This is a genomic window from Legionella sp. 39-23, assembly GCF_001897665.1.
Lineage (GTDB): Bacteria > Pseudomonadota > Gammaproteobacteria > Legionellales > Legionellaceae > Legionella > Legionella steelei.
Map to the genome: position 1 here is coordinate 94,596 of NZ_MKTO01000009.1, position 24,036 is coordinate 118,631.

The following is a 24,036-nucleotide window of genomic DNA, read 5'->3' on the forward strand; positions in this document are numbered from 1 at the left end:
ACTATAATTAAAAATATTTGCTTTTTTCAAAAAAGGTGGAGTGTTGTTATGCCTTTGACTGCACAATCCAATCGAGGTCCGGTTAAGAAATTAAGTGGTACTTCAAATCATAGTCGCTATAGTAATAAGTTTGATAGTGTCGATGTCGTTGCTTTTGATAGAGAAGGGGAAGCGTGGGGGATTTTTTCCAACTATGCAGAAGTTCCTATTAAGATGCAAACTCCCTTTGGAGAAAGAACATTTCCTACAGTTGAGCATTATTTCCAATATCAAAAAGATCCTCATGACCAACAATACCTAGATAAGATTCTTCTGGGAGATGCGCAGAATGCTAGAGATTTAGGGCAAACCAAAAGATGGGCGAATAATGATTATACCTTAGCTGATGCCGCAATGCAGAGAGCAATACAAGTCAAATTACAAAATCCTATAGTGCAACAAGCACTGAGAGATACAGGAAATGCTTGCCTTATCGAAGATACAGGGAGTCGAAGCACTAAAAATCAGGATGGTAATTGGGGTTGGAAAGTAGGAGGTACTACCGAGCCTTATGCTCCAACAGGCAATAAGTTGGGTATCTTAATGATGGAAGAGCGTAATCGTTTGTATCGACAAGAAGGTCGTTTATCGATGATCGTGCAAGATCCAACCGATTTATCTGAACGAGCGCGTGGTGTGATGACGCGAAATTACAGTAGCCAGAATCTTATTCATCTCAGCTTACCCGTTGTGTCGAGTACACAACACCACCAACAGCATCATCAACAAAGTAGCTATCCTTCTTCGCGAATGAAAGATTCTTTGATTCAGACTAAAATGCACTCAACACAAGAGTCAAGTCAGGAAGTGAGTCAAGTGATTCGTACTATGGTGTCAACTCCTTCTCCAAGTGTGGATATTCCATTTGTGGGTAAAGGTCAGATGAATGGTACATTCAAAATTGCTTTTGATAATCCTCAAGAAGCACAGGCTTTTAAAGACTTACTGAAAGCACAGGGCTTTCAGACGTCCTACTTCGGAAATGGTGAACGTTATCCGATGGAGGTTGGAGGAAAAACCTTAAGTCATATTGTTCGCTTTGAGAATAACGGTACAAAAACAGAGGTTCCTAAAGAGGCATTACAGTTTCTCAAACAAAAATTTAACGATGATGATAAAGTTGCGAGTATTGTGGAACAAATGGGATTTGAACGACCTTGCATGAAACAATCATTAGGCGTGCACTGATTTTTATTCCAACATGGTACAGCCACCCGAAACAAAGGTGGTTAATTTGATATGGAAACTTCATTTACCTTACATCCAGTAGCTCCATTCCGGTTGGATTATACGGTTTCTGCGTTACGCAGGAGAAGCAAAAATAATGTAGATCTTTGGGATGGCCAACGTTACACCAGGTTATTGGTTATGGAGAATATGCCAGTTAAAGTGGTGGTTGAGCAAAATAAAAAAACCGAACTGACGATATCGATTAAAAGTGAGTATGCAGAGGTATTTCAAAATCAAATTGCACATGAAACAGAGAGCATGCTTGGCTTAAACTGTGATATGCATGATTTTTATCATATCGCACAGCGCGATCCCCAATTAAATCCCTTGGTTCTTCAATTTAAAGGGCTTAAGCCACCTCGATTTCCTTCTGTCTTTGAGGCACTTGTTAATGCGATTTCTTGTCAACAAATCTCTTTGGATGCTGGATTGCAAATTCAAAATCGATTGGCTGAGTTTTTGAGTCTAAGGATTACAGAAAAAGAGCACCTACTTTATGCATTTCCAAGGCCCAACGAAGTTGCGAATTGTTCTGTCCCTACATTAAAAAAAATAGGCTATAGCACCCATAAAAGCGAGACGCTAATACGATTAGCAACAGCCATAATGAATGACGAGTCACACTTTAAATCTCTAGAAAACAAATCAAATAATGAGAACATTAATTTTTTGTGCGATTTTAAAGGAATAGGGCGCTGGACTGCGGAATACGTTCTCTTGCGTGGTTTAGGAAGAATTGATACTTTCCCAAGCGATGATATTGGTGCACAAAACAATTTATATCATTTTCTGCATCTCGAGAAGAAGCCAGATTATAAAAAAATAGCAGAAATCACCGCAAAATGGTCTCCCTATGCAGGTTTAGTCTATTTCCATTTATTATTGCGACGTTTATATGAAAATAAGGCACTCGCCGCTCCTCGCGTGAGAGGGCAATTGTAATTTTAAGAACGCTACCAATTATTTGTGCATCCAAAGAGGCTATCCTGTCTTTTGTAATAATTTTTCTGTAAAATTAATCCCTTAAGCTAAAAATTTCTCACACAAGGAATGTGCTGGATGGATAGTACACCCCAAAATAGTGTTACTGAGCCTATGAGCTCCGATAAAGTCGCCAATGTATTAAAATGGATTCTCTTAATTACAGCGATCATTTGTTTTGTCGTATTGATTTGGGGAACCTATAAAACCTACCAGCTTGCTCCCCCTTTACCGCAACAATTTCAAACTTCTTCTGGACAGGTCGTTATGACAGCGGATGATATTGTTGCAGGTAAAGCAGGTTTTCAACGTGCCGATCTTATGGATTACGGGAGTCTTTATGGAATGGGCTCTTATTTTGGTGAAGATTACACCGCAAAATATTTAGTAAGCCTTGGCAGAATGACTGAGGATAAAATAGCGCAACAACAGTTTGGCAAACCCTTTATGAATCTGGATGTAGGACAACAGTATGTTGTGCGCCAAACAATGCAACAGGACCTGCAGCATACTGATTTGAATGCGCAAATCAGTGTCTTGTCTCAGCCAGTTGCTGATGCAATTGCGCAACTACGTACGCAAATTTCGCAAACCTTACTTCAACATGATCCAGAAGCAGGTTGGACTAAAGCGTACAGTTTGGATGAGAAAAGTGCTTTGCAAACTGCAGATTTTCTTATTTATTCTTCCTTAACTACGATTGCACATCGGCCAGGACAAACGAGTTCGTATACCAATAATTGGCCCTATGAACCTACTATGGGCAATCATCCAACAGCACACACTTTTTACTGGACCTGGGTATCCTTTTGTTTTGTATTCTTGGGTTTTGGTGCTGTGCTTTTTATTTATCATCGATATTTGAGTGCTCCAGATGATGCGTTTAAGACACCTGTTTTTTTGGGGTTTGAGACACTGACACCTAGTCAGCGTAAGGTAGGTCAATATTTTATTGTTGTGGCGCTTGTTCTACTGCTGCAGATTGCTGTAGGTGCAATTATGGCGCATTACTATACTGAACGTACGGGGTTTTATGGAATTAAGATTAATGATTATTTACCCTTTAATTTTTTGCGTGATGTACACATTCAAACCCCCATTGTGTGGATTGCTCTTTCTTGGATTAGCTCTGCTGTATTTATGGCACCTCTTATCAGTAAAAAAGAAGCAAAAAAGCAAGGATTTTTTGTTGATCTTTTATTTTGGGTCACTCTGTTTATTGTAGGCGGGGCAATTGTTGGCAATTATATAGGAATTATGGGCTATGTGAATGATACCTGGTTTTGGATTGGCAATCAGGGTTTGTCTTATTTGCAGCTCGGTCGATTGTGGCAAATTGGATTTTGTATTGGACTTTTCCTTTGGAGTTTTATTGTTTTTCGTGGAATGTGGCCTACATGGAGTGGTTTAAAAAACGCTACCATTGCATTTTGGACTGGACAGATTCGCTTGGAGCATCTTTTTTGGGCAAGTACTATAAATATTGCTGTATTGTATTGCTTTGGAATGATCCCATTAACGGGGATTGAGAAATCGTTCACGATTACCGATTTTTGGCGTTGGTGGGTAGTGCACCTTTGGGTGGAGCAATCTTTTGAGTTTTTTGCGGCATGTGCCACAGCGTATCTTCTAATGGGAACTGGATTAGTTTCACGAGCCCTGGCAGAGCGCACAATGTATTTTGAAACAATTCTGGTATTTTTAGGTGGTATTATCGGTACAGGACATCATTGGTATTGGACGGGTACGCCGGATCTATGGGTACCATTAGGAAGCATGTTTTCATTTATTGAGGTATTACCTTTAGTCCTTCTTATTATTGATGCAATCGAAAATTATCAATTAATTAAACGCCAACATTTGTTTACGTATAATTTGGCGTTTCTCTATATTTTGGGCGCTTCTTTTTGGAACTTTGTGGGTGCTGGAGTATTTGGTGGAGGTACACTCAATGCGCCACTCGTCAATTATTATGAGCATGGAACATTTCTTACTCTAAACCATGCTCATACCGCATTATTCGGCGCATTTGGTTTACTGGGGCTGGGCTTAATTTATTTTTGCTTACGTTATGCTGCAGGTGATCGTTTTCCCTGGAGTGATCGTTTGGGGACTTGGGCATTTTGGTTATATAACCTAGGCCTTGTTTTATGGATTGTGTTGAATTTCTTCCCTGTGGGATGGGCACAATTAATGGATGTATACGAACACGGATTTGCTCATTCAAGAAGCCTTGAGTTTTATAATACAACGTTGTTGTGGCAGTGGTTACGCTTGCCGGGAGACGTGTTATTTGCTCTTGGTGCATTATTGATGGCCTATGACTTTATTAAAAAGTTAGGTCCTTTTTTTCCAAGATGGGTGAGTGCTAAAAATTTAGAACAACAGCCTGCTCATGATGTTTAGGGCAGCAGCCTAAAAAAGAGGGTATTACCATGCCTGAGCTTTTTACGATTGGACACTCAACACATCCCTTGCAGGAATTTCTTGAAATAGTCCATGCATATCAAGTTACTCATCTTATTGATGTGCGGACTATTCCTAAATCACGTACCGTTCCTTGGTTTAATAAAGATGAATTCAAGCAAACACTTGCAAAAGAAAAAATTGCATACACACACCTGGTTAAATTAGGTGGTTTACGAAAGGTGAATAAAAATTCCATCAATACTGGATGGCGAAATGCAAGTTTCCGTGGATTTGCCGATTACATGCAAACAGAAGAGTTCCTTGAGGGACTTAATGAATTAAATGACATCATAGAGAAAGGGCATAAAGTGGTAATCATGTGTGCTGAAGCAGTACCCTGGCGATGTCATCGTTCACTTATTGCTGATGCTGAGTTGATCCGCGATTATGGCATTTGGGACATTATGAGTAAAACCACAACGCACCCTCATCAACTCACTTCTTTTGCTGTGGTGGATAAAGAGAAGAACCCCGCGCAAATTTATTATCCATAATCATAACAACAGACCATAGACAGCAGTTTGAGGGCGGAATTAGAAATTTTTTTTCGAGTTGCACTATAAAAATTATAATTGATATAATGGCTTACCGTTTTTTTGCGGCTATTATTAACCACTTTTTAGGAAATAAAATGTTAAGGAAGATATATTGGGGCTCGGTGGTTTCTTTATTATTAGTTAACCCTTCTTTTGCTGGATTTTATGTTGGTGCTGGTTTTGGCCCTGAATACGCTCAATTTACTCAAAAAACGCATGTTTTTGATAATTTTGGTGACTTTAATGCGATAGATGAAGAGAATTTTTCAGGCGCTGGTGTTTTCGGCACTTTTTTTGGTGGTTATTCTTGGGTACGCAATCGATTTTATTTAGCGGTCGAAGGCAATTTTAATCCAAGCTCACTTCAATATCGATTAGTTAATAAAGAGTATATCCATCATAATTTCAAGAAAACTTCTTTTACCATTCACTATAGTGAGGGCGTAAGTGCATTGCCAGGCTTCTTCCTCACAGAGAGTGCTGTAGTTTATGGACGAATTGGTTATGCGAATGGCCATGTTGCACTTCATAACTCAGATGAAACAATACATAGTTCAGTTGCCAATCGTAACGGCATTCGTTACGGTGCGGGAGTGCGCTATAACCTGACACCACAATGGACGATGATGGCTGATTTCAGTCAAACCAATTACGAGAAATTCAGCAGTCACTTTTTTGATCCTTTTGGCGGGGTTACAAAAAATTCTCGAATTTATCCTGTTTCTGCACAACTTGCTTTTGGGGTAATTTATAATTTTGAAAAACCTAAGGCAGCTTTTGTTAAGTAAGTTGGGAAAGTTCTATTACCAAGCCCAATGAACAAGTATTTTAGTCTGGTGTTCCTAAAGAAATACTTCGGTATGTTGTTACATGCTGGGCTTACCAGCCCAGTCTATGTTACGGAGATGACGTTTCCGCTGGAAGACTATCTAGTCGAGGGTTTTCTTTTTTAAAATGGCCCAATAGACTGACAATGTTCTTCAGGAGGTTCTGCAAAATTTCCTACGCCAATAACTAATAAAAGAAAATCTTTTGGTGCTAATTGGAGCCAGCGATAAAATTTCGCTTCACGGTTGAAATAGTCCGCATCAAGTGGATATATACATCTTCCTTGGTTATGGTTTTTCTCAGTGAATAGCACTATCTGTTTCACCCCAAAAGTTTTGAGGTGCTCCCATGACGGTAGTTTTTCAGCATCAATTTCAGTGAACCCGTGGTTAGGTTCCAATATTAAACCTAATGAAGAAGCATGTGATGCAGAAGCGAGTGATAGCAGTTCATTACGTGGTAAAGCGTCTTGTAGCTGATCCATAATCCGTGTTTGCGACGTGTCATCACATAAAATGGATAGTTGCCAGATGCAATCGATCCCATGCATATACAATGCGTTCGCAACAGGCGCTTCATGGCCCGTAAAGTTAATGAACAGGGTATTATCGAGTCTATGTTGGGCATCTAATTCAGCTAATACAGTATTTGTAGTGTCTTTGATTTTTTTATCAATACTTCCTGTTATAAAGTGCCGCCCTTTAGGTATTGCATTATGTGGGCTATTAAAATGAATAAAATGCACTGCATGCCCAAATCTTGATAGTATTTCTTCCGAAGGTTGGACAATTTCTAAGAGTGTTTTCAAGTCATATTGACGCGTTCTTCTTACATCAGGTTTCATTTAATTCTCTATCTAAAGATAGAGTGTATGTGCACAAATTATGAAACATGGCTCACTCACTCTGGAGTAATAATTACAATTATAGGCTATAAAAAGTAACAGAATTTTTTGTGCAGAACTGGATAAAATCGATAATGTAAAAACAGATTACCATCCACCTTGATAGGGTCTGTGCTTTTTCATTTGGCTATCATTTTCACCACGATGATAATGCAACCGCCAAGCAGATTGTTTGGTTTTTTTATCCCAAAAGGGATGATAATCAATAGCAAAGCAACGCTTGAATTTGCCGCTTGCCTGTTCTTTATAAAGATTCAAACCACCTCCGCCACTTTTTTCATACAAAAGAAAAGCAACTCGGTAATTGCCTTTACGAAGCAGGGCATAAAGCGCAACAGAGGTTGATAAAAAGCCAATAGTACGGTTAACCAGTTTTTGATGTTCTGGGGAAATATTTTCGTTTTTATCCATCATTTTGAGAAATCTATATGTCGTGGTTCTTTGTAGCCTGGGTGAAGTCGTAGCCGTAACCCGGGAATAAAGGGCGTGAATTTATGTCCAGAAATCCTGGGTTTGTTACGCTTCACCTAGGCTACATTGTTATTATTGAGTGGGATTTTATATTATTTTCAGACAGCGTGCCTCTATTTTAAAAATACATAAAATCAATAGGTTAGAGAAATAGTTTATTGACTGAATGTTTTGGTATACTTTGCAGATAATCCAATATAAATTTTGGCCTAAATGTATATCGAATCGAACCGATTAGTTTTTTCTCCTTCTGATCTTACTCAATTTATGGCAAGTCCTTTTGTATCTTGGATAGAGCATCTTGCCGTAGTGCATCCCGATTTATTGCCTGCACCTGATGAAAAAGATGAATTAATTGATGTATTGCAACATTTGGGAAATCAACATGAATTGGCTCTATTGGCTCTTTTTGAAAAACAAGGATTATCGGTTGTCAATTTGCGCCAACAAGCGAATTCTTATGACGCTACTTTAAGTGCAATGGAAGATGGCGCCGATGTTATTTATCAAGCGCGTTTACAATTAGATCCATTTCAGGGCTATGCTGATTTTTTAATAAAAATACCTGGTAAAAGTCGATTTGGGAATTATTGTTATGAGGTCTGGGATACTAAGCTTGCTAAATCAGTGAAACCTAGTTTTTTGCTGCAATTGTGTTGCTATGTAGAAATGCTTGCTGCTATGCAAGGAGAGCGTTCGGAATACTTCACTGTCGTTTTGGGAAACCAGGAGCAAAAGCGTTTTCGTACCGCAGATTATTTTTATTTTTATCAAAATCTGAAACAACAGTTTTTATTGGCACATGAGCGTTTTAATCCCAGTGAGTGTCCTGATCCTGCAGCATCGAAAAATTGGGGGCGTTGGAATACTTATGCTGAAGAGTTATTAGTTAAAGCAGATCATTTAATCCAGGTCGCAACCATTACCTCTGGGCAAGTTAAAAAATTACATCAAGCAGGAATAAAGACCATGAGTGGTTTAGCTCAGGCAACGTGTTCCTGGGTAAAAGGGATAAAGCCCGAACGTTTTGTGCGTTTGCAGGCACAAGCTAAAATTCAAAAAGAAAGCAGTGATAAGGAAGTCCCTTTGTATCAATTGCTTCCCCTGATTTCAGGACAAAAACAGGGATTGGCACTGTTACCTCCTGCATCGCCACGGGATATATTTTTTGATATTGAAGGGTTTCCTCTTGAAGAAGGTGGCTTGGAGTATCTTTGGGGAATTACCTATTTTGATGAAAAAGCACAGCGTCAGTATAAGGATTTTTGGGCTCATAATCCCGAACAGGAGAAAGAAGCTTTTCAGACATTTGTGCATTGGGTTTATCAACGTTGGCAAGAAGATCCGAAAATGCATATTTATCATTATGCCAATTACGAAATTTCTGCATGCCGTCGATTAATGGGGCGATATGGCGTGTGTGAGGATGAGGTAGATCAGCTTTTACGCAATGAAGTATTTGTTGATTTATATAAGATTGTTAAAAGTGCTCTGATTATTGGAGAACCACGCTATTCCATTAAAAATATAGAACATTTATATCGAGGTAAGCGTGATACGGCGGTGGGATCTGGAGGTGATTCTGTCGTTGTTTATGAGCATTGGCGAGAAAATCCCGATGGGGAAAATTGGCAAACCTCAAAAATATTAAATGACATTCGCACATACAATATTGATGATTGTAATTCCACTCAAGAATTGGTTGAGTGGCTCAGAGCGCGGCAAAATGAACAGGGTATAAATTACTTAGGTAAAACGGAACTTGTTGCACTGGAGGTTAAGGAAGAGTTGGGCGAGCGTATTCAATTACGCGATCGATTGTTGGCGCAAGCAGAGCGTTTAAAGTCTGAGGGAAATATTGAGTTAGCTAAAATCAATCTGATTTTTGCATGGTCAATTGAATTTCATCGACGTGAAGCCAAACCGGTGTTTTGGCGTATGTTTGAACGATTGGGTTTAACTGGAGAAGAGTTACTTGATGACATTGATTGCTTGGCCTACTGCCGACGAACTGCGAAGCCAGCCTACAAACCTTCGCCCAGAGCCCGTAACCTGGTCTACGAATATTTTTTTGATCCGGAACAGGAGTTTAAAGGAAGTGCCAAACAATATTTTATTCTAGGTAAGGAAACTGAAGAGGGTAAGGCTGCAGCAGCTAATTATTATGAAGACGATAGTGATCTGGAGCATGGAATTATTGCATTACAAATGAAAGATGAGCCTGATGATCCGATTACTTTAATTCCCAATGAATATGTCGATCCTCATTCGATTCCTGAGGCGATCACGAAGCAGGCTACATCATTTGAGCAGGGACTACTTGCACACACAGCGATACTGGATTTTTTGAGCAAATCGTATCCACGAATTACAGATCATCAACAAGGAATGCCTATTGCACCAAGCCATCATCCTGAAGAACGATTGGCGGAAATGATGCATGCAGTTTTAAATTTAAAGAACAGTTATCTCACGCTTCAAGGCCCTCCGGGAGCAGGTAAAACATATACAGGAAAACATTTGATTGCCGAACTTGTGCAAAGAGGAAAAAAAATAGGTATTTCCTCAAACAGCCATAAGGCGATTAATAACTTGTTGATGAGTGCCGCTGCCTATTGCCAAAAGGAAGGAATAAAAGGTCACTTTGGCTGTACACGTAATACGGATGAGCAAATTGCGGCTTTAGACATTAACTTATTGGAGAATAAACAGATCATTGAGTTTATCCAACCTGGATGTGTTGTCGGCACCACAGTTTGGGGTTTTGCTCGCGAAGAATTAGTTGATGCGTTTGATTACTTATTTATTGACGAGGCAGGCCAAGTCAGTGTTGCTAATTTAATTGCGATGAGTCGTTCAACACGTAATATTATTTTAATGGGTGATCAAATGCAGTTAGGTCAACCATCACAAGGAAGTCACCCCGAAGAAAGTGGTCTATCTATATTGGATTACTTATTGCATACAACCCCCACTATTCCTGACTCTATGGGCATCTTTTTAGGTACTACCTATAGAATGCATCCTGCAGTGAATCAGTTTATTAGTGATGCGATTTATGAGGGTAAACTGGAAACTGCTGCAGAAAATGAAGATCAATTAATACAGGTTCCCAAGGGATATACGGGTGTTCTAGATAAAGAGGCAGGCATTATTCCCATACCTGTTTTTCATGAGGGAAATACTCAAGCCAGTGATGAAGAAGTAGAGCAGATTGTGTTATTAACCAAGGAGCTTTTGGGGAGAACCTTTAAGGAAAAAAATGGCTCGCAACGAGTGATCGGTTGGGATGATATTCTTTTTGTTGCCCCATACAATCATCAAGTAGGTAAATTAAAAACAGCACTAGGTGAACAAGCTAAAGTGGGAAGTGTGGATAAATTTCAAGGTCAGGAAGCACCGATTGTTTTTTTGAGTATGTGTGCCAGTAATGTGGATGAGTCTCCTCGAGGACTCAATTTTCTTTTTGATAAAAATAGAATTAACGTTGCGGTTTCAAGAGCCCAGTGTTTGGCAATTGTGGTCTATTCACCATCCTTGCTTGATGCGATTCCAACGAACGTCGAACAAATTGCGATGATGAATGTATTTTGTCAATTGGTAAAAAATTAGATGGATATTGTGGTATTGGATAAGTATTTGTAGCTTGGGTGCAGTGCAGCGGAACCCGGGTTTCGTTGCGCTGCACTCAGGCTACAAATCTAATTTCGTTTACCTTAGAAAATCTCCAAGAGTACATTCATCATTTTCTAATAACTGAGCCATTATTTTATTGAATGTATGCGCTATCTCATCTTTACAAGGTGGTGTTAATGGTCCATTGATGGATAGTTGGTACTGTCCATCCTGGTCTTTTGAAAATAAAATCCATAAAGAGCGGTTGCTTATCGGACGATTCTCACTACTGTAATGACTTGGATACTCATAATTAAGATTTGCAAAATTTTTGTCAGTAACTATTTTACTAAAAAAAGAAGGCGTGATATTAACCAGGACCCTTAGCCTCTCGGGTTTTCTCAAAGGTATATTTAACTTAAGTAGTTGATTCAGTTTATTTTTGAACGAATTATTGTGAGTAACCGTTTGTGCCCAACTGAAATACTTGATTAAATAATCAATGAGGATTGAATGTAATTTACTTTTTTTAAGATCCTTCTGCAGCAAGAGCTTATTCCATACATAGTGTAAATAATGGCTTATTACCAGTCCTGCACCTTTAAACTCGCGATTCTTAATGATATGAGAGCATTTCTGATAGGGTGCTGTTATTAGGAATTGCTCCTCAATAGATTTAACAAAATCAATAAAGTTGTCCTTCTCATTTAAGGTAAGATTTATTCTTTTGTATTCTACGAACACGCCTACTATGGAATTATAGTGACTTCCTTCTCTACCACTATGAATGAGAACAAACGGCATTTTCTTTTGCTGACTCAGTTTATAAAGAGCAATATGGCATGCAGCAATTAAGCCGGTACTGACATTAATATTTTTTGTTTTATGCCATTCTATAAATTGTTCCACCTGATGTGAATCAAGAGGATAGTGGAATAAATACTTCTCTTGCTCGTCTGTATCAGACACATAATCTTTCGGTCTAAGTGACAACATCTTAAAACTATGATTGTAGTGGCGCCAAAAATTAACTTTATCTTTTAGATTGGTTTCGTAAAGACGATTATTTTTTTTCACATAGTCAAGAAACGAGTCTTCTTCTGGCTTGTGAATCATTTTTTTACCACGGAAAAGCGCTTCATAGCATTTTTTGAATTGATTAAAGATAATCCCACATGAAGTTCCATCTACTATGATGTGAGGCATCACAATATGCAACTCATGTAATTCGCTATTTATCTTATAAAGATATACGCGCATTAGTGGGGGCTCTGTTAAGGGAATGGCACTCATCATATTGCTTTGAAACTCTTCATGCAGCACGGTGTGTTCGTTGCTTAATGAAATGTCTTCATAGATTAGCTTGAACAGTCCTTCTTTTCTCAATGTTTGTACCGGTACATCTTTATTAATACTCAACCAAAAAACACTATTTTGTTTCACAATAAAATCAAATGCCTGGGCCACATATTCTTTGTTAAGTGTGCCGTGTATCTGTAGCTGCGTACCCATATTATAAGGATGCCCCATTTTATTGAGCACCCAAAATACGTATTGAAAATCACACAGAGCAACTTCTTCAGCGATTGGCGATGCAGTAGGCGGCAGCGTTGGGGTATCCGTGACAAGTTTATCTAATTCATGAGCAATGTTTTTGGCGATTTTATCGATGCGGGGTTCATTAATAAAATACTCTATGGGCAGGCTTAGTGAGGGACAACCCAATTGGTCATGAACGCGGTTTCTTAATTCCAACGCCATGAGTGAGTCCATACCCATGGCGAACAAATCATTTTTCAAACCCACCTCATCACGGTGTTCCAACCCCAAAACATCGGCAGCAATCGCGCTTAAGGTTTGGCTCAAGAAGCTGACTCGTTCTTTGAGGGACTGCTGTTGCAACACGGTTATAGAGAGTTGATTGGCAGGCGATTTCCTCTCCATGAGTGCAGAGAACTCGCTGGGTTTTGACGAGTTTTTGAAATACACATCCCAATGAATGGGGCAGACGACGATTTGTGGTACATGGCTTGGCAACAACACATCCAGCACGTCCATGCGCTCAGGAGGTAAAGGAATAAAACCGCGGTGCTCGAGTGCCTCAATGTTCTGCGCAGCCATACCCAAGGTGTGAAAAGCCCCCCAATTGATTGCCAGTGCCGGTAAACCTTGTTGGTGGCGCAGGTGCGCCAGGCCATCTAAAAATCCATTGGCGGCAACGTAGTTGGCCTGCCCTTTGGCGCCTAAAATAGAGGCCGCCGATGAAAAGAGCACAAAGCAATCCAGGTGCAGCTTTTGAGTGAGTTGATGCAAAATCAGTGCGCTGTTCATTTTTGCCTGCAGCACTTCATCGACGGTCTGCGCACTCAAATGCACCAGCAACTCATCGTGAATGACGCCTGCCAGATGAAAGACCCCTCTGAGTGGGTATGCGCTGCGCTCTATCTCTTGGATAAGCTGCTCCATCTGCGCTAGGTTACTGGCATCACACACCTGATGGGTGATGGACACCTGTTTTTTGCGCACCTGCTCGATGAACGCTTGTATGGACTCAGTGCATGCTGTGCGGCTGGTGATGATGAGGTGTTTGGCCCCGCGCGCGATGAGATACTCCATTAAGGGCTTGCCCAAACCACCGGTACCGCCGGTAATAAGGTAACTTGCTTCACGGTCGAATAATACCTGAGGCTCTGTAGGCACAGGCAGCTGTTTTTTCTTAAGTCTGGGCACATAAAGGGTATCGCGTACCGCAAATTGGGTTTCAGTACTCGTTGTATGCACGATATAACGTAACACGTCACTTAAGGTACTGTGTGCGTCTAAGTCAACGGTGTAATTTTTAGTAAATGCCAGCTCATTTCTAAAGCTTTTCCAAAACGCACTCGCCATGGTGTGGTACGGATTCACCCGGTCGGAGGTGTACTTGTCGTTGATGGCATAGGCGTTTTCGGTGACCAAGATAAAGCGTGCCGGCTGCTGTTGAAACATCTGTTGGCACCAATGCAGCAGCTCAGGGAACTGGTCTTGTTCGTAAAGCACCACGATGTTTTGCTGCGCTACCTCTGGAAATTGGCCTACCTCTTTGATGAGCTGATACTCAAGCCCGCCTAATACTTTTTCTGCGCGTACTTCATCACGGGCGATAACCCACAGCTTGGGCAGCTCGGCGGTACGAGACACCGTATTGTTGAGTGGATTCCAAGTGAGTTCGTACAGATACTGTACGGCCAAGTCATCGGTGCTAACCTGCGGTGTAGGCGCCTTTTTATCCAGCCAAAATTCACGGCGTGCAAATGCATAGTTGGGCAACATCACTTTGTTGCATATCCCCGGGGTGGCGGTGTAATAATACCGCCAATCCACATCGCCACCCTGTAGGTACTCGCGCACCAGGGCTGCAAGTTCCGGGGCGACATCCAGAATCTTTGTGGGCGCAGAGGATGTGACAACCAGACCCTGCTGCAGCAATTGACTGGCTTCAACCGTACTTTGGGCTACTACCGCCAAGCGATAAGCATAATGCTCGCGACAGGTGGCTGCGGTAAAGCAGATGTCAGCAAACGCATCGGAAGTGGTTGCTAAATACTGTTGATAGCGTTGGGCCAAACCATCCAACGCATCCTGGCTCTTAGCAGAGAACACGAGGGCATTCGTTTGGGCGGTCATGTTTTTGGGCGGTGTTTGGGTAGGAAACTCCTGCACAATGACGTGGGCATTAGTACCACTAAAACCAAACGCATTGATGCCAGCGCATTTTAAGGGGGCTGTACTGTGCCAATCCATCGTGTGTAAGGCAAGACGGGTATTATCCAGTTGAATCTTTGGATTGAGGTGATGAAAATTAATGTTTTTATAGATTCTTCCTTTCTGTAAGCTCAAGATGACTTTAATCATACTGGCCACACCGGCTGCACTTTCCAGATGTCCCAGATTGGTTTTCACAGCCCCCAGATACAAGGGATTGTCTGCACTGCGTTGTCCGCCATAGACCTGATTAATGGCATGCACCTCAATCGGGTCGCCAAGAGGCGTGCCGGTGCCGTGCGTCTCAATGTAGCTGATGTCACTACGCGCTAAAGTGCTCTGACCTAAAGCTTTGCGCATGACCGCTTCCTGACTTTTCCCATTAGGCACGGTGAGTCCTGCCGTCCTTCCATCATTACTGATGGCAGAGGCTTTAATCACCGCTAAAATCGGGTCTTTATCGCGCACGGCATCAGCAAGGCGTTTTAGAAATAACACCCCACATCCTTCCGCGCGCACATACCCATCGGCCTCTGCATCAAAGGTTTTGCATTGGCTTGTCAACGATAAGGCTTTTGCTTTGCACAGATTAACAATGCTTTCCGGACGCAACAACACATTCACCCCGCCGGCCAGCGCAAAATCGATTTCCCGAGTTTTTAAGCTTTGGCAGGCATAATGAATCGCAACTAAGGAAGAAGAACACGCCGTATCAAAGCTCACTGCTGGTCCCTTGAAATCAAAGGTATAGGTGACGCGCCCAGGAATCATATTCAATGCCTTACCCGTGACCGCATACATCCCCAGCTCATCAGGAGACAAGCCTATTTGTTCTAGTTGTGAATAATACTCATGCGATGCACCCACTCCCGCAAAAACCCCAGTTAAGCTACCCCGTAAGGAGTGCACGCAGTAGTTGGCGTTTTCCAATGCCTGATAGCATTGTTCTAAAAAAAGACGTTGTTGTGGATCGATAAACGGCGCTTCTCGGGGGCTAATCCCAAAAAACTGCGCATCAAATGCTTTGATGTTGTCGATGAGCCCCAGTTTCGTGATGTAGGATTTGCCTGGAGCATCCGGATCAGGGTCGTAATATTTTTTATTGTCCCAACGTGCAAGGGGAATGTCCTGCACCCCACTTAGCCCTTGTTCGAGCAAGGTCTCAAAAGCTGCAACATCGGCGGCATTGGGTAGGGAACAACTCATGCTGATTATGGCAATTGAATCATCAGTATCTTCTGGTGATGACCGCAACGCTTTCGTTTGCACAAGGTTCTTTTGCAATTCCGATTCAACATATTGGGCAAGTTTGTTTATGGAGGGATAATCAAAACCTATGGTGGCGGTTACATTAAGAACAGGTTGCAGCTTTTCCTTCAGCCTGGTCGCTATTTCAGTAACCATTAACGAATCAAAACCAAGCTCAAAAAATCCTTCGTGCTCCTCTAACTCTTCAGTTTCTGGTAATCCCAGGATTTTTTTACACAGTGTAGAGACCATATTCTTGCAGGCGATACTTTTTTGATTATCACCCATCTTCATATAATCATTCAGCCATGGTGATGTACTTTCATTACTCTTATGCTCAACTCCAGCCAGATCATCAGCTAGATGCTGATAAAATAAAGGCCGAGGTTTTGACACAAAATCCAGCATAAACGAGAGGTATTCTGGAGATATAATGGTGACATGGCTTAATGGGCTACTGATTAAGAGATTAATGAACGCGCGGCCTTGATCATTATGAATGAATGCTTGTTTTAGACCTTGATCGCGTGCTCGTTTTTCTGCCATCCCCGCTTCAGCCCAAGGCCCCCATTGAATTGCTGTACCTACCAAGCCCAAACGTCGGCGCTCTGCAATTAGGGCATCTAAAAAACTATTGGTGCCACTATAGACTGACTCTTTATTGCTTCCAAATACCGAGGAAATAGAAGAGTAGACGATAAAAAAATCCAGATCGCAGTGTTGGCTTAATTCATGTAAATACCAGCCGCCTTTTATCTTGGCAGAAAATAAAGAATCAATGTCGTCCTCTTGGTGTGCAAGCAATGGCGCATTCATTGAGATGCCAGCTGCATGAACAATGCCCTTTAGCAAACCATCCGCATTACTCTCTAGCAATAAACTATGTAGTTTTTCTTTATCGGTAATATCTAAACCTACTGTACGAATTATTTGATTTGGATAAAAAGATTGAATTTTTTTAATCCGTGCTTTTAATTCAGGCTTATCCACATGCCTTGAGACAAGAATTAATTCTTTGGCACCAACAGATAGCAAGGCTTGCGCAGTTACCAGACCTAAACCACCGGTCCCACCCGTAATAAGGTAGCGGCCTTCTCCTCGTAACGTTCTTTTCTCTTCAGGTAGTGTGGTCCTCTTTAAACGGGAGACCCATCGTTGGCCATTACGATACGCCACGACATGCTCGTAATTTTGGCCATGATTATAATGAATTTCATTCATTATCTGTGTCGAATAATGACCTGCATCATGCTTGTCCAGATCGATGAGCATCGTTTGATATTGGGGTAACTCTAAAGCTAAAGTCTTGCAAAACCCCAAAAGTACACTGCAGTCAAGATTCAAAATGTCGCCACTAAGCTCTGGTATCGTGTTGGTAGTGAGGATTATGAGCCGTAATTCAATTGTTTTATGTTGTAACTCTTGAACCAGGTTCAATAATTTTTTTAGCGTGTTCTTTTGTAAATCGATATGCGTCTCAATATCCTTTGCTGTCACTGACTCGAAGTCTGCTGCAAAAATAATCCCATCCAATGTGTCTAATGAATGGTTATCCTCATCCAAGACAATGGACAATCCCTGCTCTATAAACCCAGGAGCTAATTGTTTGGCTCCTATTAACAACCAAGGTTTGTCTGATGGTTTGCGCTGATGTATCTCAGCGACTTGTTGCTGCCATTCCAGGTGAAAGATCCAATCTTTAGGTGCCGGTACATCGATTGCTGTGTCATTATTCTCTTTATCATGCCAATAAGTTTTTCTATCAAAAAAATACAAGGGCAAATCAACTTGCTGGTATATCATTTTGTTTTTATCGAACCTGATCGTGTCTCCTGCGAGAAAATGCTCATAAACTTGTTGCGCATCGTGTTCGATTATTTTTAGATCTTTATTGCGGGTTACTTTATTCAGCACATACGTTTTTGCTTCAATTTTTTTAATTAATTCTTCTTTATTATCAGCAATGATGGCACAGCGAAATTTATAATGGTCTCGACAATTGATTAAGGTAGAACACACATCGTGCAGGCTTGCAGAGGATTCCTTTAAATAGCATAAGTGACTTGCCAGCATCTGCTTTAATGAATATTCACTATGTGCAGAAAGTACAAAACATTCAGGTTGATTGTGATGCACTGTGGATGAGTTTAATGACACATCAGGCGGCTCTTCAATGAGCGCACTCACATTAGTACCCGTAAAACCAAAATTGGATACTTGCGTGTACCGTTTTTTATTAGCCTGCTTCGCAAAAGGTATCGCTTGAATTGGGAGAAGTGCCGGGATACTCTCGGGATCAATCGATGGGCTTGGGGTCGTGTAATGCAAATTAGCAGGAATGAGCTCATGATTTAATGCGGCAACCACTTTAATGACTGAGGCAATGCCTGATGCAGAAATCGTATGTCCTAGATTACTTTTTAATGCACCGACAATTAATGGATTGTCTTTGGTGTGATGGCCTTGGTGTATGTGTTGAATCGCATTAAACTCAACAGAATCGCCCATGATCGTACCAGTGCCATGGGTTTCAATATAGTCAATGTCACTTGCTGCTAAATGCGCTTGTGCTAATACGGCCTGATGCATTGTAATTTGCGCCTCGATGTTAGGCGCAGCCATACCCATTCCTCCACCGCCATCTTGATTCATGACAATGCTTTTAATCACTGCGAGGATTTTATTATTGTCTTTGAGCGCGTCACGAAGTCGTTTTATAACCACTACAGCACAACCTTCGCTACGTGCATAACCATCGGCGGCAGCATCAAAGCTGCTGCATTGGCCAAGAGCGGAAAGCATGTTCGCTTTCGTTACCCCTATAAAAATTTCAGGACACAGGCTCAGATGGACTCCGCCAACAATTGCCATATCACACTGCTGATTTCTTAATGCCATCGTGGCAAGATAAAGTGCCGACAGTGAAGAAGAACAAGCGGTATCGACCGTCATGCATGGGCCTTTTAAATTAAGAAAGTGACTCAGTCTTCCTGGCGCCGCGCTATCAGCAGAACCAATATAGGTATAGGCATTAAATGTGATCTTATCTTTATAATTCAGTTGGCTATAATCGTGCGTAGAAACACCACAATAGACCCCAGTGTTGGAATTTTTTAATGAATCAATTGGTATGTTGGCATGATTTAAAGCACGAACAGAAACCTCTAAAAACAAACGTTGTTGCGGATCCATTTGTTTGGCTTCAGTGGGCGATATTTTAAAAAAAGCAGCATCGAATAATTGAGGATCATGCAAAAAACCGCCCTTACGGCTTACTATTTTATTTTCTTTCTGCCTATCTGGATCATAATATTGATTAATATCCCAGCGATTTTCAGGTACGTCTTTAATTGAAGTCTGTTCGTTGAGTAACATCTCATAAAACGCATCGACATCTTCAACATCAGCATTAATCCCAGGGAACTGACAATTCATGCCAATAATAGCTATCGGCTCATTCAGGATGTTGTTTAGGCTATTTTGATGTCCTTTTTTTGTCTGCATCATGTTACCTCATTAGATTATGCAAGATGTCATTCTGCGCTTTTCTTTTGTAACAAATAACAAAGATACTGCTGTTGCCCATTGATAAACCCATTGTAAGTAACTGAACCCTTCACCGCTGATATGTCACGAACCGCTTGCCGCCATATGGGTGAATACGTTGCATTAATATGGGCTTTCCGTCTATCTGACAGACGAGTTAACGAATCAAGCACCTGAGGCGTAATATCACTTCGCTCAAGCACTTGTAATCCGGAGGCACTGATGCATTGGTCTAACAGTGCTACCTCCGAAGACGGGCGTAGATCGGTAAAAGCCATATAACCATTAGGTCGCAGTACACGCCAGACTTCACTCAGAAATTGCTCCATTGAAGGATAACAATGAGATGATTCTACATTGACAAGCACATCAGCACTATGGTCAGGAATAGGTAGGGAGTCTGCACGCCCTTGAATCCAACACGCATTGTCCCATTTGGAGTTACGCTGGCAGATTGCAATTGCTTTATCAGACAAATCAATGCCTATATAAGAATGTGGTTTTTTATACTGTAATAAGAAAATGCCACCAGCGCCCTGACCACATCCGACCTCAACAATATCTTTGTTTTCTAAATCGATATCTCTAACGACGCGATTGTAAAGCTGAATAAAATATCGATTAGGCTCATCCTCACGATTTAACGCTAAGGTAGTCTCATCATGATAACCATAATTCAGAAAAACGTATTGTTTCGACTTGTTATTCGAGGCAAATTTATTATAAAGCCAGCGAATCAATGCTATGCGTAAAATAGGTGACAACTGCATTAAAAATCGATGTATTTTTCTAAGTTTACTTGCTTTCATTGTATTAGACTGCTCTTATCATATATTGGTTCCAACCCAACTTTTCATAAATAGGATTTCTATTGATTCGAGTAAGATAACCTTGTTCTCGCAAATATGCAGCAAGATACTCTACTCTATTGTCTATATCATGCACTTTGGTACTTAACTGCTTAATCATAAAAAACTGTTTAAGCTCAATACTTTTTACAACTTCAAATTCTGTGCCTTCAACATTAATTTTCAAAAAATCGATATGATTTATCGCATTTCTTTCGATAAAATGCCCAAGTGATATCAGTTTACATAAAATTTTTGTTTCCATTGTTCGATTTTTAAAGTTCTTTTTAATCAAGTATGGTCGCATAAAAGGTAAAAATTTCATTTGATAATACAATAAGTTATTCTGATATCGAGCAATTTTTAATAAATTATCATAATCTAATAAATGATTATAATTAGAGATCATTTTATCCTGAGGCTTATAGGTTGCTGTCGTAAGATCTTTCCTAAAAACGGTAAATTCAATAAGACAATCTTTAGCCACATCAGCAACGCCTACGTTGTATAGGTGGCACTCCTCTTCAAATGGCGTCAAATACTTTTTGAGGCATTGAGGAATAGGCTCAAAACTATAAATCAATGCATTATGTTTACATTGACGTAGAGCGAACAGTGGAAAAAGCCCAATATGTGCTCCTACGTCCATAATGATCGAACCGGGACTTAAAGTGAGATAATCTGACAAATAAGTTTTTTGATAAAAAAATTTCATAGATTAAACCACGCGTTTCATACTCATTTACAAAATGCAATTTACCAATTGTAAATTGTTTATTTAAAATTGTATTAGACATGAACGAGTGTCCCATTATTAAAGTTTGTCTATAAATTAGAGCCTATAGTTCTGGACAAGCTTCCATCTTACCGCCATTAATATGAGATTATTTTGGAAAATGAGAGGACCTTTTAAAACTTATAATAATCTAGCCTTTCTATAAGTAGTATAGTCTAGGTCTTCTTGTTTCGACAGAAGCGCTATTCCTAGTTTATATTTAGGTCATTGCTAAGGTATTAGAACGTGATGAATACAATGTTGCAGATTTAATTCGTGAGTAATTCGCATTCTTGCGAATCTCAAAAATTTAGCCACGCCCTGCATCCTGTATATGTCCGGTAATTTGTTGACAAAAAAACAGAGGGATTGTCACTTTTTCGTATGGATTATCAATTGTCTCTTATCAGATAGGGATTGTCTCAATAGACATATTTTTAAACAAATATATACTTTATTTAATGGTTATGAATTATGCCAGAGTTCATGACTGGTTCACTTTGATTGAGATGAAGTGGGCAAGGCAAAAAATAAGGATATGTGAATTATGAAACATGGGCATGGTGAGCACGAGCACCATAAAACGCTTTCTACGCCCGAGAATGCGCATGAATCGTGTCATCAACATTATCAGATGCATAAGCAATCTAACTCGAATGCACAGCGAACTGTGACCGGAATTTATACATGTCCTATGCATCCAGAAATCCGTCAATCGGGTCCTGGACATTGTCCCATTTGTGGTATGGCCTTAGAGCCAGAAACTACTTCTGCAGAACAAGAAAATCTTGAATACAAAAGCATGAAGTATCGATTTTGGCTGGCACTGATTTTGAGTATCCCGGTTGTTGTATTAGAAATGGGCGGACATTTGTTCCATTTTATTTCAGCGAATCATTCTGCTTGGGCTCAGTTTGTTTTAGCAACCCCTGTCGTTTTATGGTGTGGATTTCCTTTTTTCCAGCGCGGCTTTCTTTCACTGAAAACACGTCACCTGAATATGTTTACTCTCATTGCAATGGGGATAGGTGTTGCCTGGGTTTACAGTAGCATAGGTCTATTGTTTCCTGGTCTTTTTCCTGTGGCATTCCGACATCAAGGAATAATCAATGTTTATTTTGAAGCAGCAGCAGTCATCACCACTTTGGTTTTGCTCGGACAAGTTCTGGAATTAAAAGCACGAGAGCAAACGGGCGGTGCTATCCGTGCTTTATTGAATTTAGCGCCTGAAAGTGCTCGCCGAATTGATCAGGACGGTAACGAAGAGGAGGTAACCCTAGATCATGTGCGGGTAGGTGATCAGTTGCGAGTTCGTCCAGGTGAAAAAATTCCCGTGGATGGAGAGGTGCTCGAAGGACACAGTCATGTGGATGAATCCATGGTTACTGGCGAGTCGATGCCTATAAGCAAAGATGTAGGGGCAAAAGTAATTGGCGCGACCATAAACCAGAATGGTAGTTTCGTGATGAGGGCAGAACATGTAGGCAGTGACACCATGCTTTCACATATTGTACAGATGGTAAGTGAAGCACAACGCAGCCGTGCCCCCATTCAGCGATTGGCTGATAGCATTTCAGGTTGGTTTGTTCCTGCAGTAATCTTGGTTGCAATACTGGCATTTATTATTTGGTTTTTCTTTGGTCCAGCACCTGCATTGAGTTATGGCTTGCTAGCAGGCGTTTCAGTGCTCATTATTGCTTGTCCTTGTGCCTTAGGCCTCGCAACGCCCATGTCCATTATGGTTGGTGTGGGCAAAGGCGCGCAAAATGGAGTGTTAGTCAAAAATGCTGAAGCACTGGAGCAGATGGAAAAGGTTAACGTACTCGTGGTTGATAAAACTGGTACTCTGACGCTGGGACATCCTCAACTCACCCAAATTATTACTGACAAAGAGTTTGAAACCAATGAAATATTGGCTTTGGCGGCTGCATTGGAACATCAGAGCGAGCATCCGCTTGCGTATGCAATCATGACTGCTGCAAAAGAAAAACAGTTATCGCTTGCTACTGTATCGGATTTTGAAGCAGTTTCTGGGAAAGGGGTTATTGCTAAGGTTGATGGTGTGAAAATTGCATTGGGTAATTTAAAACTGATGCAAGAATATGGAACAAGTAACACCGTACTGATTCAGCATGCAGATGAATTACGCGCACAAGGAGCAACTGTAATGTTTCTGGCGGTCGATGGTGAAACGATTGCGATTCTAGCAGTTGAGGATCCCATTAAACCGAGTACATCAAAGGCTATAGATGAACTGCAAAAAAATGGAATCAAGGTCTATATGTTGACTGGAGACAGTCAAGCAACGGCAGAATCTGTTGCACAGCAATTAGGAATAAACACCGTGATTGCTGAAATTATGCCTGAAGATAAGCGTCGAGTGGTCAGTGAGTTGAAAGAAAAAGGTCTGATTGTGGCGATGGCAGGCGATGGCGTAAATGATGCGCCCGCGTTGGCCATTGCTGATATTGGTATTGCAATGGGCACTGGTACGGATGTTGCGATTGAGAGTGCTGGTATTACTTTGTTGCATGGTGATTTGAGTGGCATCGTTAAAGCACATCATTTATCGCGCGCGACCATGCGCAACATCCGTCAGAATTTATTTTTTGCTTTTGTTTATAACGGATTGGGTGTGCCCTTGGCTGCTGGAGTGTTGTATCCGCTAACTGGGCTATTACTCAATCCTATCATTGCGGCAACCGCGATGGCATTAAGTTCTGTATCTGTGATTTTTAATGCGCTCAGGTTACGGGGGCTTAAGTTATAAAACGAGTTTAGGTTGCCTATGTGCAGTACGGA

The 24,036-nt window shown here is 40.9% G+C and carries 12 protein-coding genes and 1 pseudogene; 7 read left to right on the top strand and 6 right to left on the bottom strand.

Annotation, left to right across the window (positions count from 1 at the left end):
- The first annotated feature begins 48 nt into the window (after positions 1–48).
- The 5 genes from BGO44_RS04915 to BGO44_RS04935 all read left to right on the top strand — a co-directional run bounded on the left by BGO44_RS04915 (position 49) and on the right by BGO44_RS04935 (position 6,043).
- Complete coding sequence (locus BGO44_RS04915) at positions 49–1,227, top strand: NADAR family protein (protein WP_273198875.1); 1,179 nt, start codon at positions 49–51, stop codon at positions 1,225–1,227.
- A gap of 51 nt (positions 1,228–1,278) precedes the next feature.
- A complete protein-coding gene (locus BGO44_RS04920) occupies positions 1,279–2,211 on the top strand; it encodes a DNA-3-methyladenine glycosylase family protein (protein ID WP_273198873.1) in 933 nt (310 codons plus the stop codon).
- A 117-nt stretch (positions 2,212–2,328) separates the two neighbouring features.
- Positions 2,329–4,656 (top strand): nitric-oxide reductase large subunit, encoded by a 2,328-nt coding sequence (locus BGO44_RS04925; RefSeq protein WP_273198871.1) that lies wholly within the window; start codon positions 2,329–2,331, stop codon positions 4,654–4,656.
- 29 nt (positions 4,657–4,685) lie between these two features.
- Complete coding sequence (locus BGO44_RS04930; RefSeq protein ID WP_273198869.1) at positions 4,686–5,213, top strand: DUF488 domain-containing protein; 528 nt, start codon at positions 4,686–4,688, stop codon at positions 5,211–5,213.
- 137 nt (positions 5,214–5,350) lie between these two features.
- Positions 5,351–6,043, top strand: coding sequence for an outer membrane protein (locus tag BGO44_RS04935; RefSeq protein WP_058512468.1), 693 nt, complete (start codon positions 5,351–5,353; stop codon positions 6,041–6,043).
- A gap of 161 nt (positions 6,044–6,204) precedes the next feature.
- Here the strand turns inward: BGO44_RS04935 and BGO44_RS04940 are convergent, their stop codons facing one another.
- The gene (locus tag BGO44_RS04940; RefSeq protein WP_273198866.1) at positions 6,205–6,927 is read right to left on the bottom strand and encodes a hypothetical protein; all 723 of its coding nucleotides are present in this window, start codon (positions 6,925–6,927) and stop codon (positions 6,205–6,207) included.
- A 147-nt stretch (positions 6,928–7,074) separates the two neighbouring features.
- On the bottom strand, positions 7,075–7,401 hold the full coding sequence (locus tag BGO44_RS04945) for a hypothetical protein (protein ID WP_058512027.1): 327 nt from the start codon (positions 7,399–7,401) through the stop codon (positions 7,075–7,077).
- 270 nt (positions 7,402–7,671) lie between these two features.
- Here BGO44_RS04945 and BGO44_RS04950 point away from each other — a divergent pair, with 270 nt between their 5' ends.
- Positions 7,672–11,070: a TM0106 family RecB-like putative nuclease gene (locus BGO44_RS04950; protein ID WP_273198863.1), complete on the top strand. Its 3,399-nt coding sequence runs from the start codon at positions 7,672–7,674 to the stop codon at positions 11,068–11,070.
- 99 nt (positions 11,071–11,169) lie between these two features.
- Here the strand turns inward: BGO44_RS04950 and BGO44_RS18650 are convergent, their stop codons facing one another.
- From BGO44_RS18650 to BGO44_RS04965, 4 genes and pseudogenes are all read right to left on the bottom strand, one after another.
- On the bottom strand, positions 11,170–14,061 hold the full coding sequence (locus tag BGO44_RS18650) for an SDR family NAD(P)-dependent oxidoreductase (RefSeq protein ID WP_502688216.1): 2,892 nt from the start codon (positions 14,059–14,061) through the stop codon (positions 11,170–11,172).
- 273 nt (positions 14,062–14,334) lie between these two features.
- Positions 14,335–19,569 (bottom strand): annotated as a pseudogene (locus tag BGO44_RS18655) (SDR family NAD(P)-dependent oxidoreductase); the annotation flags it as partial.
- Positions 19,570–19,598: 29 nt separating this feature from the next.
- Positions 19,599–20,420 carry a class I SAM-dependent methyltransferase gene (locus tag BGO44_RS04960; RefSeq protein WP_058512030.1) on the bottom strand — a complete coding sequence of 274 codons (822 nt, stop codon included), beginning with the start codon at positions 20,418–20,420 and terminating at the stop codon, positions 19,599–19,601.
- Positions 20,421–20,424: 4 nt separating this feature from the next.
- Positions 20,425–21,174 (bottom strand): FkbM family methyltransferase, encoded by a 750-nt coding sequence (locus BGO44_RS04965; RefSeq protein ID WP_273198858.1) that lies wholly within the window; start codon positions 21,172–21,174, stop codon positions 20,425–20,427.
- 607 nt (positions 21,175–21,781) lie between these two features.
- Between BGO44_RS04965 and copA the strand changes: the two genes are divergently transcribed.
- Positions 21,782–24,004: a copper-transporting P-type ATPase gene (gene copA / locus BGO44_RS04970; protein WP_273198856.1), complete on the top strand. Its 2,223-nt coding sequence runs from the start codon at positions 21,782–21,784 to the stop codon at positions 24,002–24,004.
- Positions 24,005–24,036: the final 32 nt, after the last annotated feature.

Coding starts and splice junctions, on each gene's coding strand:
- BGO44_RS04920 (WP_273198873.1), top strand. CDS start 1,279: ATGGAAACTTCATTTACCTTACATCCAGTAGCTCCATTCCGGTTGGAT.
- BGO44_RS04945 (WP_058512027.1), bottom strand. CDS start 7,401: ATGATGGATAAAAACGAAAATATTTCCCCAGAACATCAAAAACTGGTT.
- BGO44_RS04930 (WP_273198869.1), top strand. CDS start 4,686: ATGCCTGAGCTTTTTACGATTGGACACTCAACACATCCCTTGCAGGAA.
- BGO44_RS04940 (WP_273198866.1), bottom strand. CDS start 6,927: ATGAAACCTGATGTAAGAAGAACGCGTCAATATGACTTGAAAACACTC.
- BGO44_RS04915 (WP_273198875.1), top strand. CDS start 49: ATGCCTTTGACTGCACAATCCAATCGAGGTCCGGTTAAGAAATTAAGT.
- copA (WP_273198856.1), top strand. CDS start 21,782: ATGAAACATGGGCATGGTGAGCACGAGCACCATAAAACGCTTTCTACG.
- BGO44_RS04925 (WP_273198871.1), top strand. CDS start 2,329: ATGGATAGTACACCCCAAAATAGTGTTACTGAGCCTATGAGCTCCGAT.
- BGO44_RS04960 (WP_058512030.1), bottom strand. CDS start 20,420: ATGAAAGCAAGTAAACTTAGAAAAATACATCGATTTTTAATGCAGTTG.
- BGO44_RS04950 (WP_273198863.1), top strand. CDS start 7,672: ATGTATATCGAATCGAACCGATTAGTTTTTTCTCCTTCTGATCTTACT.
- BGO44_RS18650 (WP_502688216.1), bottom strand. CDS start 14,061: ATGTTTCAACAGCAGCCGGCACGCTTTATCTTGGTCACCGAAAACGCC.
- BGO44_RS04965 (WP_273198858.1), bottom strand. CDS start 21,174: ATGAAATTTTTTTATCAAAAAACTTATTTGTCAGATTATCTCACTTTA.
- BGO44_RS04935 (WP_058512468.1), top strand. CDS start 5,351: ATGTTAAGGAAGATATATTGGGGCTCGGTGGTTTCTTTATTATTAGTT.